Raw genomic sequence first — 15,320 nt, forward strand, 5'->3', positions numbered from 1 at the left:
TGCCAGCTCCTATTCAGCAGCTACGCGCGCCGGCCCAGGCTTGAAATCTTCGGGGAAATGGGTGATCGAGCTCATCACCGGGTAGGGCGTGAAGCCACCCAGCGCGCAGAGCGATCCGAACTTCATCGTGTTGCAGAGATCGGTGACCAGAGCCAGGTTCTTTTCCGGCTCGATGCCGGCGGCAAGCCTGTCGATGGTTTCCACCCCGCGTGTCGAGCCGATGCGGCAGGGCGTGCACTTGCCGCAGCTTTCGATGGCGCAGAACTCCATGGCGAAGCGCGCCTGCTTCAGCATGTCGGCGGTATCGTCGAACACGGTGATGCCGGCATGACCGATCAGCCCGTCACGCTTCGCGAACTCTTCGTAGTCGAACGGCGTGTCGAACAGCGCGCGCGGGAAATAGGCGCCGAGCGGGCCGCCGACCTGCACTGCCTTCACCGGCCGGCCAGTCGCTGTGCCGCCGCCGATGTCGTCGACGATTTCGCCGAGCGTCAGGCCGAACGCCGTCTCGAACAGGCCGCCATGCTTGACGTTGCCGGCGATCTGGATCGGGATGGTGCCGCGCGAGCGGCCCATGCCGAAATCCTTGTAGAAGGCGGCACCCTTGTCCATGATGATCGGCACCGAAGCCAGCGAGATGACGTTGTTGATCACCGTCGGCTTGCCGAACAATCCCTGGATCGCCGGCAGCGGTGGCTTGGCGCGCACCACGCCGCGCTTGCCTTCAAGGCTGTTCAGCAGCGAGGTTTCCTCACCGCAGACATAGGCGCCGGCGCCGACCCGGATTTCCATGTCGAATGCGTTGGGCGAACCCAGCACGTTGACGCCCAGCACGCCTGCCTTGCGGGCGACCTCGACAGCCTTGTTCATGACAGCCACCGCGTGCGGATATTCCGAGCGGATATAGACGAAGCCCTTGGTCGCTCCGGTGGCGATGCCGGCAATCGTCATGCCTTCAATGAGCACGAAGGGGTCGCCCTCCATGATCATGCGGTCGGCAAAGGTGGCGCTGTCGCCTTCGTCGGCGTTGCAGACGATGTACTTACGCTCGCCGGCGGTATCAAGCACCGTCTTCCACTTGATGCCGGTCGGGAAGCCAGCGCCGCCGCGACCGCGCAAGCCCGATTCGGTGACCTGCTTGACGATGTCGAGCGGCGCCATAGCCACCGCGTTCTGCAGGCCCTTCAGTCCGCCGAGCGACTTGTAGGCGTCGAGCGACAGCGGGTCGTTGATGCCGCAACGCGCGAAGGTCAGGCGCGTCTGCTTGGCCAGGAACGGGATTTTGTCAGGCGCGCCCAGCCAGCGCTTGTGATGGCCACCCTTGAGGAAGCCGCTGTCGAACAGGCTCTTGACATCGGAAGGCTTCACCGGCCCGTAAGCGACGCGGCCCTCGGCGGTCGCGACCTCGACCATCGGTTCGAGGAAATAGGCGCCGCGCGAGCCGTTGCGCACGATCTTGGCCTCGACGCCTCGTTCGGCCAGTTCCGCACGAATCGCCTTGGCGACCTTTTCGGCGCCGAGCGCCAGCGCGCCGGAGTCACCTGGAATGTAGATGCGCGGGATCATGAGCGTACCTCCGCGACGATCTCTTCGATCTTCTCGTCATCGAGCCGCCCGATCACATTACCATCCAGCATCGCCGACGGTGAACAGGCGCAAAGCCCGAGGCAATAGACAGGCTCAAGTGTAACCGATCCGTCGCGGGTGGTCTCATGGAAATCGATGCCGAGCAGCTGCTTGACCTTTGCGGCGATCGCATCCGAACCCATCGACTGGCAGGCTTCCGCCTGGCAGAGCTTGAGCACGTGCCGGCCGGCCGGGCGGGCGCGAAAATCATGATAGAAGGTCACGACACCGTGCACCTCGGCCCTCGACAGGTTCAGCCCATCGGCGATGACGGGCACGGCGTCCTGCGGTACGTGGCCAAATTCTTCCTGGATGCCGTGGAGGATCGGCAGCAGTGGACCCTCGAGGTCCTTCAGCTCCTGGATGATCGCGGCCGTGCGCGACTGGATCTCGGTACTTGCAGGCTGCATCGTCATGCAGCGCCCTCCCTGGTCGATAGCGGTCTCGCGCTAAGTGCTTACGAAATCAGAGGAAACCCCCGAAATCAATAAAGCTGATCCGTTGCTCGATAGAAATCTTCTATCGAAACCCGTCAGCCTGCATTGTCTAGCCTAGCGGTGGTTGCGGAAATCGTCTGCCAGCGCCATCGCCTCGTCCAGCAGCGCCTGTACCAGCGGCGTGTGCGGCTCGCGCGGTGCGGCAACCAGCCCAACGGTGTGGCTGGCATCCGGCTCGACGATCGGAATGGCCCGGATCGGTTCGGAAAAGCCGAATGTTTCCGCCAGGTTAAGTGGCATGATCGACGACCATTTCCCGGTCCTTATATGCGAAAACAGAACGATCATCGAATTGGATTCCAGCGTAGGCCGCACCTGCGTGCCGGCTTCGGCCAGATGCTGATCGATGATGCGGCGGTTCTGCATGTCCGGCGTCAGCAGGCAGAGCGGCAGCTGGCTGAGCTCGGCCCATGTCACTTTGTCGCGGTCGGAATAGGGATTTCCGACCGCGGTGATCAGCTGGTAGCGCTCGTCATAAAGCGGCACGCTGGTCACCCGCCCGAGCGGCTCGTTGTCGAGATAGGTGATGCCGGCATCGATGTCGAGATTGCCGAGCAGCGACAGCACCTCGATCGAGGTGCGCGACAGGATCGAAAAGGTCACGCCGGGATGCTTGGCCCGAAACGGCGTCGTCAGCCGCGCCACCATGGCAAGCGCGGTCGGGATGGCGGCGATGCGGATGCGGCCGGAAAGGCCGTGGCGCGCCGCCCGCATCTCCTCGCGCATTGCGCGTGTATCGCCGACGATGCGCTGCGCCCATATCAGCACCTGCTTGCCCTCTGGCGTCAGGCCCTGGAAACGCGAGCCGCGCAGCACCAGCATCACGCCGAGCTGGCCCTCCAGCTGCTTGATCCCGGCCGAAAGCGTCGGCTGGGTGACGCCGCACAGTTCCGCCGCCCGGCCGAAATGCTCCTCCCTGGCAAGCGCGATGAAGAATTCCAGCTTGTCGATCATTGGCGCAAGCTAACCGGCGCCGGGCGCCGGCGCCAGACGCAGTTGGGCACCTCAGCCATTCCGTCGATTTCCGGGCAGAGCACTGCGGCTGTTGCGCCACGACTTGGTTCTGCCGGGAAACTGCATTATCTCAGGCGCAAGCTTGCATAAGGAAGACCTGATGTCCGTCACCAAGGAAATCGTCACCGAGCGCCTGAAGACGGTCAACGGGCCGGACTTCACCGGCAACATCGTTGATCTCGGCATGGTTTCGGAGATTTTCATCGCCGATTCGAAAGTATTCTTCTCGATCACCGTTCCCGCTGCCCGCGCGCAGGAGATGGAACCATTGCGCGCCGCCGCCGAGCGTGTCGTCAAGGCGATTCCCGGCGTCGCCGGCGCCGTCGTCGCGCTGACGGCGGAAAAGAAGGGCGGCGGAATGGAGGCGCCGGTTCCGGCGCGCCCCGCACCCAGACCGGCACCGCCGGCTCCGCCAACCGCGCCACGCGCGGCTCCGCACGCCCCGGCCTCGCAGAGCTCGGGCAAGCGTGGCGTGCCCGGCATCGAGGCGATTATCGCGGTTGCGTCCGGCAAGGGCGGCGTCGGCAAGTCGACCACCGCCGTCAACATCGCGCTAGGGCTCGCCGCCAATGGCCTACGGGTCGGCGTGCTCGATGCCGACATTTACGGGCCGTCCATGCCAAGGCTGCTCAACATCCATGGCCGGCCGCAGACGGTCGACGGCAAGATCCTGAAACCGATGGAGAATTACGGCCTCAAGGTGATGTCGATGGGTTTTCTCGTCGATGAGGAGACGCCGATGATCTGGCGTGGCCCGATGGTGATGTCGGCGTTGACGCAGATGCTGCGCGAAGTCGAATGGGGCCGGCTCGACGTGCTCGTCGTCGACATGCCGCCTGGCACCGGCGACGCCCAGTTGACCATGGCCCAGCAGGTGCCGCTGGCCGGCGCAGTCATCGTCTCGACGCCGCAGGACCTGGCCCTGATCGACGCCCGCAAGGGGTTGAACATGTTCAAGAAGGTCGACGTGCCGCTGCTCGGCATTGTCGAGAATATGAGCTATTTCGTCGCCCCGGACACCGGCAAGCGCTACGACATTTTCGGCCATGGTGGCGCCCGGCGCGAAGCCGAACGTCTCGGCGTGACCTTCCTTGGCGAAGTGCCGCTGGAAATGGGCATTCGCGAAAGCTCGGATGAAGGTGCACCGGTGGTGGCGTCGAAGCCCGATAGCGCCGAGGCGAAGATCTACCGCGATATTGCTTCGAAGGTCTGGGACCGGGTCAACGAAGAACGTGGCGCGGCCGCAGCGGCGGTGCCGAGCATCGTGTTCGAGTAATTTTCGTTAGGTCAGCGCTGCCCCTCATCCGCCTGCCGGCACCTTCTCCCCGTATAGTGACGGGGAGAAGGGGGGCTGTCGCGACCTCGCCGCTTGTCCTGCACCGTTGACGATTATTGGCGAAACCGTCGGCACGGCGTCTTTCTCCCCGTCACTATACGGGGAGAAATGTCCGGCAGGACAATGAGGGGCGGCGCCAGCGCCGGATAACTAGGCGTAGTTCTTGCGGCGCAACTTAAGCTGCGCCCACCTTCTCGCCAAATGTCGAAAAGAACTGCCCGGCCAGTTTCTTCGACGTCGATTCGATCAGCCGGCTGCCGAGCTGGGCGATCTTGCCGCCGACATCGGCCTTGGCGGCGTATTTGAGCACTGTCGCATCCGGCCCGTCCGCTGTCAGCGTGACATCGGCACCGCCCTTGGCGAAGCCGGCAATGCCGCCCTTGCCTTCGCCCTGGATGGTGTAGGCGTGCGGCGGCTTCAAATTCTTCAGCGTCACTTCGCCGTTGAAGGTCGCCTTGATCGGTCCGATCTTCACCACCACCGTCGCCGCCATTTCGGTCGGCGATTTCATCTCCAGGTTCTGGCAGCCGGGAATGCTTTCCCGCAGCACGTCAGGATCGTTCAGCGCCTCCCAGACTTTCTGCAGGGGGGCGGCAATGCGTTCCTCGCCTTCGATCACCAAAGCCATCGATACCCTCCCGCGTTGCTCCGAAAAGGCCTAACGCAGGGTCCGACGCCTGTCTATCGCACCAAAGTCTGGGTGCGCTTGTGTGACCTCTTGCCTGCCAAGGCGCGTTGCCATATCGATTTGTCTTACAAATACGGAGACCACGATGGCAGGCGCCCCCACCAGCAAAAAGAAATTTCGCTCGCAGGAGTGGTTCGACAATCCCGACAATCCGGGCATGACAGCGCTCTATCTCGAGCGCTACCTGAATTACGGGCTGACGCGGGCCGAACTGATGTCGGGCAAGCCGTTGATCGGCATCGCCCAGACCGGTTCGGATCTGTCGCCCTGTAATCGCCACCATATCGAACTGGCCAAGCGCGTGCGCGAAGGCATCGTCTCGATGGGCGGCATCCCCTTCGAATTCCCTTGCCATCCGATCCAGGAAACCGGCAAGCGCCCGACCGCGGCACTCGACCGCAACCTTGCCTATCTCAGCCTGGTCGAGGTGCTCTACGGCTACCCGCTCGACGGCGTCGTGCTGACCATCGGTTGCGACAAGACCACGCCGGCGCTCTTGATGGCGGCGGCCACCGTCAACATTCCGGCCATCGCGCTCTCGGTCGGCCCGATGCTCAATGGCTGGCACAAGGGCAAGCGCACGGGCTCCGGCACCATCGTCTGGGAATCGCGCCAGCGGCTGTCGGCCGGCGAGATCGACTATGACGAGTTTATGGACATCGTTGCCTCCTCGGCGCCGTCCACCGGCTATTGCAACACCATGGGCACCGCCACCACGATGAACTCGCTGGCCGAGGCGCTCGGCATGCAACTGCCGGGCTCGGCCGCCATCCCCGCACCCTACCGCGAGCGTGGCCAGATTTCCTACGAGACGGGCAAGCGCATCGTCGAGATGGTGCATGAGGATCTGAAGCCCTCTGACATCATGACGCGTCAGGCGTTCGAGAATGCCATCGTCGTCAATTCGGCGATAGGCGGCTCGACCAATGCGCCGATCCATCTCAATGCGATCGCCCGCCATCTCGGCGTGCCGCTCAACAATGACGACTGGCAGAAAATCGGCCTCAACGTGCCACTGCTCGTCAATCTGCAGCCGACCGGCGAGTATCTCGGCGAGGACTACCACCATGCTGGTGGCGTGCCGGCGGTGGTGGCCGAGCTTTTGAAGGCCGGGCTTTTGCCGCATCCCGACGCCGTCACCGTCAACGGCAAGTCGATCGGCGACAATTGCCGCGGCGTGGCCAACGAGAACCAGGATGTCATCCGCAGCGCCGACAAGCCACTGAAGGTCAATGCCGGCTTCATCAACCTCAGCGGCAATCTGTTCGATTCGGCGATCATGAAGACCAGCGGCATCTCGCCGGAATTCCGCGAACGCTATCTGTCCAACCCGAAGGACCCGGAAGCCTTTGAAGGCAATGCCATGGTCTTCGACGGCCCGGAAGACTATCACGCCCGCATCGACGATCCGGCGCAAGGCATCGACGAGCATACCATACTGTTCATGCGTGGCGCCGGCCCGATCGGCTATCCCGGCGGCGCCGAAGTCGTCAACATGCAGCCGCCCGCCTATCTCATCAAGAAGGGCATCCATGCGCTTGCCTGCATCGGCGACGGCCGCCAGTCAGGCACGTCGGGCTCGCCGTCGATCCTCAACGCCTCGCCCGAAGCCGCCATTGGCGGCGGCCTGGCGCTGCTCAAGACCGGCGATCGTGTGCGCATAGACTTACGCAAAGGCACCGCCAACATCCTCGTCACCGACGAGGAAATCACGCGCCGCCGCGCTGAACTGCAGAACGATGGCGGCTATCACTACCCCAAGCACCAGACGCCATGGCAGGAAATCCAGCGCTCCATGGTCGACCAGTTCTCGGAAGGCATGGTGCTGAAGCCGGCGGTGAAATACCAGGACGTCGCGCACACACGCGGCGTGCCAAGGGACAATCACTGAGGCCTGCGCGCCCTTAGCTTTACGGCGGTTTGAGCGATCATGCCGCCGTAATACCTTGTTCTAGAGATAACTGGTGATCTCCGGCGCCTGGTCCTGCCGGTTGCGCTTGCCATCCTCGTAAATGACCGGCGCCGCGGCGAGCTCCTCTTCGCTGGCATCGTCGAGGCAGGCGACATTCACCGCCCAGAAATTGCCGCCCATGACATCGAGGAACCCACGTGAGAAGATATTGGCACCGCAGGTCGGGCACATATAGTGGTTGATGTCACCTTCCGGCCAGTTGGAGGGGCTCGCTTTGTATTCCCGCATCCGGTCGCGGCCGTCGGTCACGCGTAGCGCCTCGAACCCCGCGAAGGATTTCCTGTAGCCGAGCTTCCAGCAGAAGCTGCAGTTGCATTTGCGGATGCCCTCGTCGAGGTCGAGATCGGCCTCGAAACGCACCGCACCGCAATGGCAGCTGCCGTGATAGGTCCGTTTCATGGCTCTCCCTCCTCCTGCTTCGTCCGGTGTGTGTACAGCCGCCAAATAGTCTGCTGGTCGCCCGAGGCAAGCCGGCTCGTATGTGCAACAGCGAGCGCGCGACACCATATGGATTGAAAGTCAGACAGGATCATCAATGACCAAACGGCGTTCTTCCCTCGGTTTCCTCGGCATGTTCGGTCGCTCCGGCGACTTGCGGGAACTCGACAACGCGCTGCGCGGGGCCGACCTTCATCCGGCGCTTGTTCCCGAGGGCGTCAAGCTCACCATCGTCAATCTGATGAAAGACCATTGGCCGGACGAGCCGCCGTCGGACGCCTATCGATCCGTTGCGCAGCTGTTCAGCTACTGTGTTGCTGGGCCGGAAACCTTCGAGCAGGCCAATGGCCCGGAGCGGCGGCTGGAAGCGGAGCGCCGCATCGAAGCTGCGCTTGAGACCGGCGACAGCCTGGATGCGCAGATCGTGCTGATGGCGCTGCATGCCAAATTGATCAGCGCCGAGGTCGTCAAGCGATTTGGGCTAAGCGCGGACTGATTTCGTAAGGTTAGGCTTACCCACCCATGCCACTGCGCGGCAGCTTGATCATCTCGCCGAAGCGGGCGCGCAATTTGTCGTCGAGCAGCTTCGGCACATGGCGAGGGAAGCGCTCGGCCAGCACGCGTTTCTTCTCGATGATCGCCCGCTGCAAGATGTCGGGCCGGCCCTTTTCATTCCATTCCTTCGGCGAAAAGCGGTCGCCGACGGCCGGATAGAAATATTCGGTCTGCATCAACCGCAGCGTCTGCTCGTTGCCGAGATAATGGCCCGGGCCATTCATGCAGACTTCAGTGATGGTGTCGATCGACAGCGCTTCGTCTGTCACCTCGATGCCGCGCACGCAGCGCAGGCAATGGCCCAGCATGTCGTTGTCGATGATCAGGCTTTCCAGGCAGAAGCCGAGCAGCGAGGCATGCATCCCTGCCGATTCATAGACGAGGTTGAGGCCGGCCAGGCCAGCCATCACATCGGTGATGCCCTTTTCATAGCCGGACTGGATGTCGGGCAGCTTCGAATCCGTCATGCCGGCGGCCGAACCGCCCGGCAGATCGTAGAATTGCGCCATCTGCGCGCAGGCCGAAGTCAGCACCGCCTGCTCGGCCGAGCCACCCGACATGGCGCCCGTGCGCAAGTCGGAGACGAACGGCCAGGTGCCGAAGATCGCCGGATGCCCCGGCTTGATGGCGTTGACATAGATGAGACCGACGAGCACTTCGGCCACTGCCTGGACCACTGCCCCGGCAATTGCCGCCGGGGCGGTGGCGCCGGCCTGGCCGGCCGACAGGAGCAGGATCGGAATGCCGCCTTCGACACATGCCTCAAGCACGCCGCAAGCATCCTCGGCAAACTTCATCGGCGGCACGACGAAACAGTTGGAGTTGGAGACGAAAGGCCGGGCGCGGAAATTCTCCTCGCCACAGGCGATCGCATACAGCATTTCCAGCGCCGGCTGCACGTTCTCGCGCACCGTGAACGAGGTGCCGACATGCTTGGACGTTCCCATCACGCAGGCGTAGAGCGTGTTGAAGTCCATTTCGAGCGGATCGGGAATGTCGCGCGGCACCATCGGCCGCTGGAAGAAGTGGATGTTGTCGAGCCCTTCGACGAGGCGGGCGGCGTCGTAAATGTCCTGCACCAGCGACTCGCGGTATTCGCGCTTTTCGACATCGACCAGATGCACCGCGGCACCCGCGGTCCCGTAATGCACGCGCTTACCCTGGATCAGCATGTCATGCTTCGGGTCCTGGCCGTGCAGGGTGAAATTCCGCGCCGCTTTCTTGATCGTGTCCAGCACCAGGCCGCGCGGAAAGCGGATGCGGCCGTCATCGCCATAGACGGCGCCGACCCCGGTCAGCGCTTCGATACAGGAGGGAATGGCATTGGCGAAGCCGACGGTTTCCAGCAGCGTCAGCACCGCTTCATGGATGCGCTCCTGGTCGTTCCTGTTGAGCGGGCCGTAGCTGCCGCCTTCGAGGCCGGCGCGCACCGGCCTGATGTCGTCGGCCAGCGGTGCGGCCCGCATGGCGCGGCGCGCTTCGCGCCCGCCGGATCGCCGCGAACGCTGGTCGCCCAACGCTTCTTGCTTAAGAGCTGCATCCTTAAGAGCCGCATCCTGCTTCTCAAGAGCCACTGACATGGGAGGCACTCCACCTTTAGCTTGCGAAACCGGACGCGGTGATTGGTCCACCGTCGGCCTGCTTCGTCCCCTTTGTCCGCCGACTATGCCGCCGGCATTGGCACAGCCTATGGGCCAGTGGACCCCGTCGCATATGCCAGGGAACTAAAGAACAGTGCTGGGAAGGATGTCGGGGACCGGGGCCGTTCAGGGCCCCGGCACGAGGAAATCAGGCGGCTGCCGGCCTGCGCCCGGCCGCGGTCGCCAGCTCGCGGATGCCCGGCTCGATGTGCTGCAGCGCGATCGAGGAAATGCCCAAGCGCATGAAACGCGACGGCTTTTCGGTACGGTCGAAGAAGCGGTCGCCGGGCTCGATGATGACGCTGCGCGACGCCGCAGCCTCGGCCAGTCCGCGTGAATCGGTGCCACGCGGCCCTTCCAGCCAGAGCGATGTGCCGCCGGCCGAATCGGTCGAGCGCCATTCCGGCAGGAATGCGGAAATCGCATGGACCAGACGCTTGCGCCGCTCATCGAAGGCCGACGACAGCCGCCGCACCAGGGCCTCGTGATGGCCGAGCGACAGGAACAGCGCGACGGCGCGCTGGTTGTTGGCCGGCGGGTGCCGCAGCATGAAGCGGCGCAGCGCCCTGAGTTCCGCGATTAGTCCAGCCGAAGCCACGATGTAGCCAAGCCGCAAGCCTGGAGCCAGCGTCTTCGACATCGAGCCGACATAGATGACGCGGCCTGAACGATCGAGGCTCTTCAGCGCCTGCTGCGGTGCCTCGTCGAGAAGCTGGCTGTCATAGCCGTCCTCGATGATGATCTGGTTGTGCCGGTTGGCGCGCGCCAGAAGATCCTGCCGCCGCTCCGCCGACAGTGGCACCATGGTCGGGCAATGGTGGCTGGGGGTGACGAAGACGAACCCGGAATCGTTGGGGATGGAAGAGGTTACGATGCCGGACTGGTCGACCGGAACCGGCTGGATGTCGGCGCCGGCCAGCCGGAAGATCGAGCGCGCGTCGGGATAGCCGGGGTCTTCCATCGCCACCTTCGAGCCCTTGGTCATCAGCAGCGTCGCCAGCATATAGAGCGCGTTCTGCGCGCCGAGCGTGACGATGATCTCGTCCGGATTGGCGAAGATACCGCGCCGCGGCAGCAGTCGCGCCTGGATCTGCTCGATCAAGAGCGGATCGTCGCGATCGACCATGTCGGAGGCCCAGTTACGGATCTCGAGCACCGCCAGCGCCATGCGGTTGCACTCGCGCCATTCGGCGGTCGGGAACAGCGCCGGGTCGAACTGGCCGTAGACGAAGGGGTAGGACGACTTGATCCAGTTGTCGTGCTTGGCCGGCGGCGGCATGTCGCTGGCGGCGATCTGCCGGCGTGCCTTCCAGTCGATCTCGTTCTGCTGGTCCGGCGCCTTCTGGTGCGGCTTGGCGGGGGTGGCCAGCACATCCGGGTTGACGAAATGGCCACGCCGTTCGCGCGCCACCAGGAAACCCTGGTCGACCAGCTGCTGGAACGCCAGCACCACGGTGCCGCGCGCGACGCCGAGTTTTTCGGCCAGGATGCGGCAGGACGGAAGCGGCATCGAAGCGGCGATCTGCCGGTCGAGGATAGCGGCGACGATCGCCTGGCGAATCTGCGCCTGCAGGGTCTGGCCCGATTCCGCCGAAATCCGGAACAGGCCGGACCATATGGCCGTGTCGTTACGCTGTGGCATGGGAGATGTTCCTCGATGGCCAAACTTTTTTGCTTGGCTGGACCAGCGGAAGGTAACCGTGGCACAAGGGGTTGCGCCAATCAATTTTTCTGATCGCTGGGATTTATGCCAGTGATCCTTCGCGCGACGCCGGCGCGACGCGAAGCGTCGTCGCGTGCGCTGTAAGCAGCAACATCCCCAGCGCGACGCGCAGCGTCGTCGCCTTGCCTCGATCTCCCGGCGCGACGCGAAGCATCGTCGCCCGTCATCCCGCGCTGCGTCATCCATCCCGCACTGCGTCATCCCCACGCATTGAAAGAAATGGAATTCGGCTCAATAACTCCACCGCGACACGCGCCGGAAACATCCGGTCTGATAAGATGTCATGAAAAAGTATCAGGAGCCGGCAGTGGATCATTCCTCCTTCGACAAACAGCTTGTCGCCTTGCGTGCTGCGCGCGCGGCGGCATCGGGCACGATGCGAGAGGCTTTTGCCGCCGACCCCAAGCGCTTCGAGACATTCTCGGCCAGCGACGGCGACCTTCTGCTCGACTGGTCGAAATGCGCGGTCGATCAGCGCACCATGGAGCTGCTCGAAAAGCTCGCCGGCGCCGCCGACCTCGAAGGGCGCCGCGCCGCGATGTTCTCCGGCAAGAAGATCAACATCACCGAGGACCGCGCCGTGCTGCACACGGCGCTGCGCAACCTCTCGGGCAAGGGCGTCACGGTCGACGGCCAGGACGTCAAGGCGGATGTACTTGCCGTGCTCGACGCCATGGGCGCCTTTGCCGACGCCATTCGCTCGGGCAAGGCCGCCGGCGCCACCGGCAAAAAGATCACCGATATCGTCAACATCGGCATTGGCGGCTCAGATCTCGGCCCGGCCATGGCGACGCTGGCACTGGCGCCCTATCACGACGGCCCGCGCGCGCACTACGTCTCCAACATCGACGGCGCCCATATCCATGACACGCTGAAGGGCCTGTCCGCCGAAACCACCTTGTTCATCATTGCCTCGAAGACCTTCACCACGGTCGAAACGATGACCAATGCCGAGACGGCACGCAAATGGGTGCAGAAGGCGCTCGGCAAGGAAGCCGTCGGCAAGCATTTCGCCGCCGTCTCGACCGCGCTCGACCTGGTGGCCAAATTCGGCATTGAAGCGGACCGCGTGTTCGGCTTCTGGGACTGGGTCGGCGGCCGCTATTCGTTGTGGGGCGCCATCGGCCTGCCGGTGATGATTGCCATCGGCCCGCGCAATTTCCGCGCCTTTCTCGATGGCGCGCATGAGATGGACGAGCACTTCCGCACCGCCCCCCTGCAGAAGAACCTGCCGGCGCTGCTGGGGCTGGTCGGCTGGTGGCATCGCGTGATCTGCGGTTATCCCGCCCGTGCGGTCATTCCTTATGACCAGCGTCTGTCCAGGCTGCCGGCCTATCTGCAGCAGCTCGACATGGAATCGAACGGCAAGGGCGTCACCCTTGACGGCACGCCGGTGACGACGCCAACTGGACCGCTGGTCTGGGGCGAGCCCGGCACCAATGGCCAGCACGCCTTCTTCCAGCTGCTGCACCAGGGCACCGATTTCATCCCGGTCGAGTTCCTTGCCGCTGCTGTCGGCCACGAACCTGATCTTAAGCACCAGCACGATCTCTTGCTCGCCAATTGCCTGGCGCAGTCGGAAGCGCTGATGAAAGGCCGCACGCTTGAAGAGGCGCGCACGCAGATGCTGGCCAAGGGCATGAAGCCGGCCGATGTCGACAGAATAGCCCCGCACCGCGTCTTCTCCGGCAATCGCCCGTCGGTGACCATCCTTTATCGCAAGCTCGACCCGCGCACTTTCGGCCGGTTGATTGCGCTCTATGAGCACCGCGTCTTCGTCGAGGGCACTTTGTTCAACATCAATTCCTTCGACCAGTGGGGCGTCGAGCTCGGCAAGGAACTGGCGACCGGCCTGTTGCCTGTCGTGGAAGGCAAGGAGAGCGCCGCCAAGCGCGACGCTTCCACTGCCGGGCTGGTGGCGCGCATCCAGGAATTGCGGGGTGCGGCATGAAAAACCCGGCGGACATCAAGGGCATATTGTTCGACAAGGACGGCACGCTCGTCGATTTCAACGCGACCTGGCTCAGCATTGCCGATTTCATGGCCATGGATGCCGCCGAGGGCGATCGCTGGAAGGCCGACAGGCTGCTGTCGGCGGCAGGCTTCGATTTCGTCAACAAACGTTTCAGGCCCGATTCGATCTTTGCCTCGGGCACCAATATGGATGTCGTCGAATTGTGGTTCCCGCGGCTGTCCGACGAGGACCAGATGCTGGCCGTCGCCCGCTTCAACGAGATCACCTCGGTGCAAGGCTCGTCGATGGCGGTGGCGCTGCCCGGCATCGTTGCCGCGCTGACGGCGCTGCACAAACGCGCCTACCGGCTCGGCGTCGCCACCAACGATTCGACCGCCGGTGCGGAGAAGACCATGGTCACGCTCGGCGTCGCCCAGCTGTTCGACGCCGCCTATGGTTATGACGCGGTGGCCAATCCGAAGCCGGCGCCGGACACCATCCTCGCCTTTTGCGACCTGACCGGGCTGAGGCCGGCCGAGATCGTCATGGTCGGCGACAACCGTCACGATTTGGAGATGGCACGCGCCGGCGGCTGCGGGCTGGCGATCGGCGTGCTCTCCGGCACCGGCACGCGTGAATCGCTGTCGTCGATCGCCGATGTCGTTCTGGATTCCGTTGCCGACTTGCCGGACTTTCTGTCGGCGCGGGTCAAGGAGACGGTCTGACGGAAGGCTTTGAGGGGTTGAAGCCAAATCGACTTGGGCTTCTCGTCGATGGCCGACATGGGTGGTTAGCTGACATCGAGAATCGAAGTACCGAACGTCTGTTTTGGGCCGAGGAACGAACCCGCTGCGCGGGATGGGCGCGTGGGGTGAGGTAGCGATCACGACCCGGACGTCGCGCTCGCATTGAGGGTGGTTCGGCAGCGGCAGAGCATGGCGGGCTTCTTCAACAAGGAGCCTGACCATGCACCATCCCGTTCTCGATGCACCCGTCAGCCCGCTGCGCCAGCGGCTGATCGACGACATGAACATGCGGCGCTTCTCACGCGAGACGCAGCGCAACTATCTCCGCGACATCGGACGCCTGGCGACATTCCTCGGGCGTTCACCAGACACCGCTACCGCCGACGACCTGCGCCGGTTCCAGATCGAGCAGCAGGAGGACGGCGTTCCCGTGCCAACGATGAACAGCATCGTGTCGGCACTGCGCTTCTTCTTCACCCACACGCTCGACCGCCCGGACCTGGCGCGCAGGCTTGTCCGGCTGGCGCATCCGCGCAACCTGCCCGTGGTGCTCAGCCGCGACGAGGTGGCCCGGCTGCTCAACGCCACCACGTGTCTCAAGCACCAGGCCGCATTGTCAGTCGCCTATGGCGCGGGCCTGCGTGTCGCCGAGGTGTCGATGCTGAAGGTTGCCGACGTCGACAGCGAGCGCATGCTGCTGCGCGTCGAGCGTGGCAAGGGCGGGCGCTATCGCAATGCCATGCTCTCGGAGGACCTGCTCACGCTTCTGCGTGAGTGGTGGAAGGTCGGACGTCAGCAGGGCGTGATGCACCGTGACGGCTGGCTGTTCCCCGGACAGCACGCGATGAAGCCGATCAGCACGCGGCAGCTCTATCGCATCGTCGTCGAGGCGGCCCAGGCCGCCGACATCGCCAAGCGGGTCGGGCCGCACACGCTGCGCCACAGCTTCGCCACCCACCTGCTGGAGGACGGCACCGACATCCGGATCATCCAGGTCCTGCTCGGGCATGCCAAGCTCAACAACACCGCCCTTTACGCGAAGGTGGCGACCCGAACGGTGCGCACGGTCACGAGCCCGCTCGACAAGCTTGGCCTGTTCAAGCCGGAAGAGATCTCATCCGACGGCTGAGC

At 63.9% G+C, this 15,320-nt stretch carries 13 protein-coding genes; 6 read left to right on the forward strand and 7 right to left on the reverse strand.

Annotated elements, in window-relative coordinates:
* Nucleotides 1-9: 9 nt before the first annotated feature.
* The 3 genes from ACYHH6_RS07790 to ACYHH6_RS07800 form a co-directional block, all read right to left on the reverse strand.
* The gene (locus ACYHH6_RS07790) at nucleotides 10-1,566 is read right to left on the reverse strand and encodes a formate dehydrogenase beta subunit (protein ID WP_352582097.1); all 1,557 of its coding nucleotides are present in this window, start codon (nucleotides 1,564-1,566) and stop codon (nucleotides 10-12) included.
* Nucleotides 1,563-2,042, reverse strand: coding sequence for a formate dehydrogenase subunit gamma (locus ACYHH6_RS07795; protein WP_352582095.1), 480 nt, complete (start codon nucleotides 2,040-2,042; stop codon nucleotides 1,563-1,565). The genes ACYHH6_RS07790 and ACYHH6_RS07795 overlap by 4 nt, the downstream gene beginning before the upstream one ends.
* Before the next feature lie 135 nt (nucleotides 2,043-2,177).
* Nucleotides 2,178-3,077 carry a LysR family transcriptional regulator gene (locus tag ACYHH6_RS07800; protein WP_352582093.1) on the reverse strand — a complete coding sequence of 300 codons (900 nt, stop codon included), beginning with the start codon at nucleotides 3,075-3,077 and terminating at the stop codon, nucleotides 2,178-2,180.
* Between the two features lie 157 nt (nucleotides 3,078-3,234).
* On the opposite strand from ACYHH6_RS07800, the gene ACYHH6_RS07805 reads away from it, so the two are divergent.
* Entirely contained in the window at nucleotides 3,235-4,413 is a 1,179-nt protein-coding gene (locus ACYHH6_RS07805) for an Mrp/NBP35 family ATP-binding protein (protein ID WP_352583259.1), read from the forward strand.
* Nucleotides 4,414-4,648: 235 nt separating this feature from the next.
* Here ACYHH6_RS07805 and ACYHH6_RS07810 read toward each other — a convergent pair whose 3' ends face one another.
* Nucleotides 4,649-5,101, reverse strand: a complete 453-nt coding sequence (locus ACYHH6_RS07810; RefSeq protein ID WP_112560659.1) for an SRPBCC family protein — start codon at nucleotides 5,099-5,101, stop codon at nucleotides 4,649-4,651.
* 145 nt (nucleotides 5,102-5,246) lie between these two features.
* On the opposite strand from ACYHH6_RS07810, the gene ACYHH6_RS07815 reads away from it, so the two are divergent.
* On the forward strand, nucleotides 5,247-7,052 hold the full coding sequence (locus ACYHH6_RS07815) for an IlvD/Edd family dehydratase (protein ID WP_352582091.1): 1,806 nt from the start codon (nucleotides 5,247-5,249) through the stop codon (nucleotides 7,050-7,052).
* A gap of 60 nt (nucleotides 7,053-7,112) precedes the next feature.
* Here the strand turns inward: ACYHH6_RS07815 and ACYHH6_RS07820 are convergent, their stop codons facing one another.
* Nucleotides 7,113-7,532 (reverse strand): GFA family protein, encoded by a 420-nt coding sequence (locus ACYHH6_RS07820; RefSeq protein WP_352582089.1) that lies wholly within the window; start codon nucleotides 7,530-7,532, stop codon nucleotides 7,113-7,115.
* 136 nt (nucleotides 7,533-7,668) lie between these two features.
* Between ACYHH6_RS07820 and ACYHH6_RS07825 the strand changes: the two genes are divergently transcribed.
* On the forward strand, nucleotides 7,669-8,067 hold the full coding sequence (locus ACYHH6_RS07825) for a hypothetical protein (protein ID WP_352582087.1): 399 nt from the start codon (nucleotides 7,669-7,671) through the stop codon (nucleotides 8,065-8,067).
* Nucleotides 8,068-8,083: 16 nt separating this feature from the next.
* Here the strand turns inward: ACYHH6_RS07825 and ACYHH6_RS07830 are convergent, their stop codons facing one another.
* The gene (locus ACYHH6_RS07830) at nucleotides 8,084-9,706 is read right to left on the reverse strand and encodes a trimethylamine methyltransferase family protein (protein ID WP_352582085.1); all 1,623 of its coding nucleotides are present in this window, start codon (nucleotides 9,704-9,706) and stop codon (nucleotides 8,084-8,086) included.
* A gap of 208 nt (nucleotides 9,707-9,914) precedes the next feature.
* Nucleotides 9,915-11,408 (reverse strand): MocR-like pyridoxine biosynthesis transcription factor PdxR, encoded by a 1,494-nt coding sequence (gene pdxR / locus ACYHH6_RS07835; RefSeq protein WP_112560664.1) that lies wholly within the window; start codon nucleotides 11,406-11,408, stop codon nucleotides 9,915-9,917.
* A gap of 388 nt (nucleotides 11,409-11,796) precedes the next feature.
* Here pdxR and pgi point away from each other — a divergent pair, with 388 nt between their 5' ends.
* The 3 genes from pgi to ACYHH6_RS07850 all read left to right on the forward strand — a co-directional run bounded on the left by pgi (nucleotide 11,797) and on the right by ACYHH6_RS07850 (nucleotide 15,318).
* Nucleotides 11,797-13,440, forward strand: a complete 1,644-nt coding sequence (gene pgi, locus ACYHH6_RS07840) for a glucose-6-phosphate isomerase (RefSeq protein ID WP_352583257.1) — start codon at nucleotides 11,797-11,799, stop codon at nucleotides 13,438-13,440.
* Entirely contained in the window at nucleotides 13,437-14,168 is a 732-nt protein-coding gene (locus ACYHH6_RS07845; RefSeq protein ID WP_352582083.1) for an HAD family hydrolase, read from the forward strand. The genes pgi and ACYHH6_RS07845 overlap by 4 nt, the downstream gene beginning before the upstream one ends.
* A 241-nt stretch (nucleotides 14,169-14,409) precedes the next feature.
* Entirely contained in the window at nucleotides 14,410-15,318 is a 909-nt protein-coding gene (locus ACYHH6_RS07850; RefSeq protein ID WP_352593666.1) for a tyrosine-type recombinase/integrase, read from the forward strand.
* Nucleotides 15,319-15,320: the final 2 nt, after the last annotated feature.

The organism is Mesorhizobium sp. P171375 (genome assembly GCF_057786075.1).

Excerpts from the sequence above, each read along its gene's own strand:
- ACYHH6_RS07790 (WP_352582097.1), bottom strand. The coding sequence starts at position 1,566 with ATGATCCCGCGCATCTACATTCCAGGTGACTCCGGCGCGCTGGCGCTC.
- ACYHH6_RS07795 (WP_352582095.1), bottom strand. The coding sequence starts at position 2,042 with ATGACGATGCAGCCTGCAAGTACCGAGATCCAGTCGCGCACGGCCGCG.
- ACYHH6_RS07800 (WP_352582093.1), bottom strand. The coding sequence starts at position 3,077 with ATGATCGACAAGCTGGAATTCTTCATCGCGCTTGCCAGGGAGGAGCAT.
- ACYHH6_RS07810 (WP_112560659.1), bottom strand. The coding sequence starts at position 5,101 with ATGGCTTTGGTGATCGAAGGCGAGGAACGCATTGCCGCCCCCCTGCAG.
- ACYHH6_RS07815 (WP_352582091.1), top strand. The coding sequence starts at position 5,247 with ATGGCAGGCGCCCCCACCAGCAAAAAGAAATTTCGCTCGCAGGAGTGG.
- ACYHH6_RS07820 (WP_352582089.1), bottom strand. The coding sequence starts at position 7,532 with ATGAAACGGACCTATCACGGCAGCTGCCATTGCGGTGCGGTGCGTTTC.
- ACYHH6_RS07825 (WP_352582087.1), top strand. The coding sequence starts at position 7,669 with ATGACCAAACGGCGTTCTTCCCTCGGTTTCCTCGGCATGTTCGGTCGC.
- ACYHH6_RS07830 (WP_352582085.1), bottom strand. The coding sequence starts at position 9,706 with ATGTCAGTGGCTCTTGAGAAGCAGGATGCGGCTCTTAAGGATGCAGCT.
- pdxR (WP_112560664.1), bottom strand. The coding sequence starts at position 11,408 with ATGCCACAGCGTAACGACACGGCCATATGGTCCGGCCTGTTCCGGATT.
- ACYHH6_RS07845 (WP_352582083.1), top strand. The coding sequence starts at position 13,437 with ATGAAAAACCCGGCGGACATCAAGGGCATATTGTTCGACAAGGACGGC.
- ACYHH6_RS07850 (WP_352593666.1), top strand. The coding sequence starts at position 14,410 with ATGCACCATCCCGTTCTCGATGCACCCGTCAGCCCGCTGCGCCAGCGG.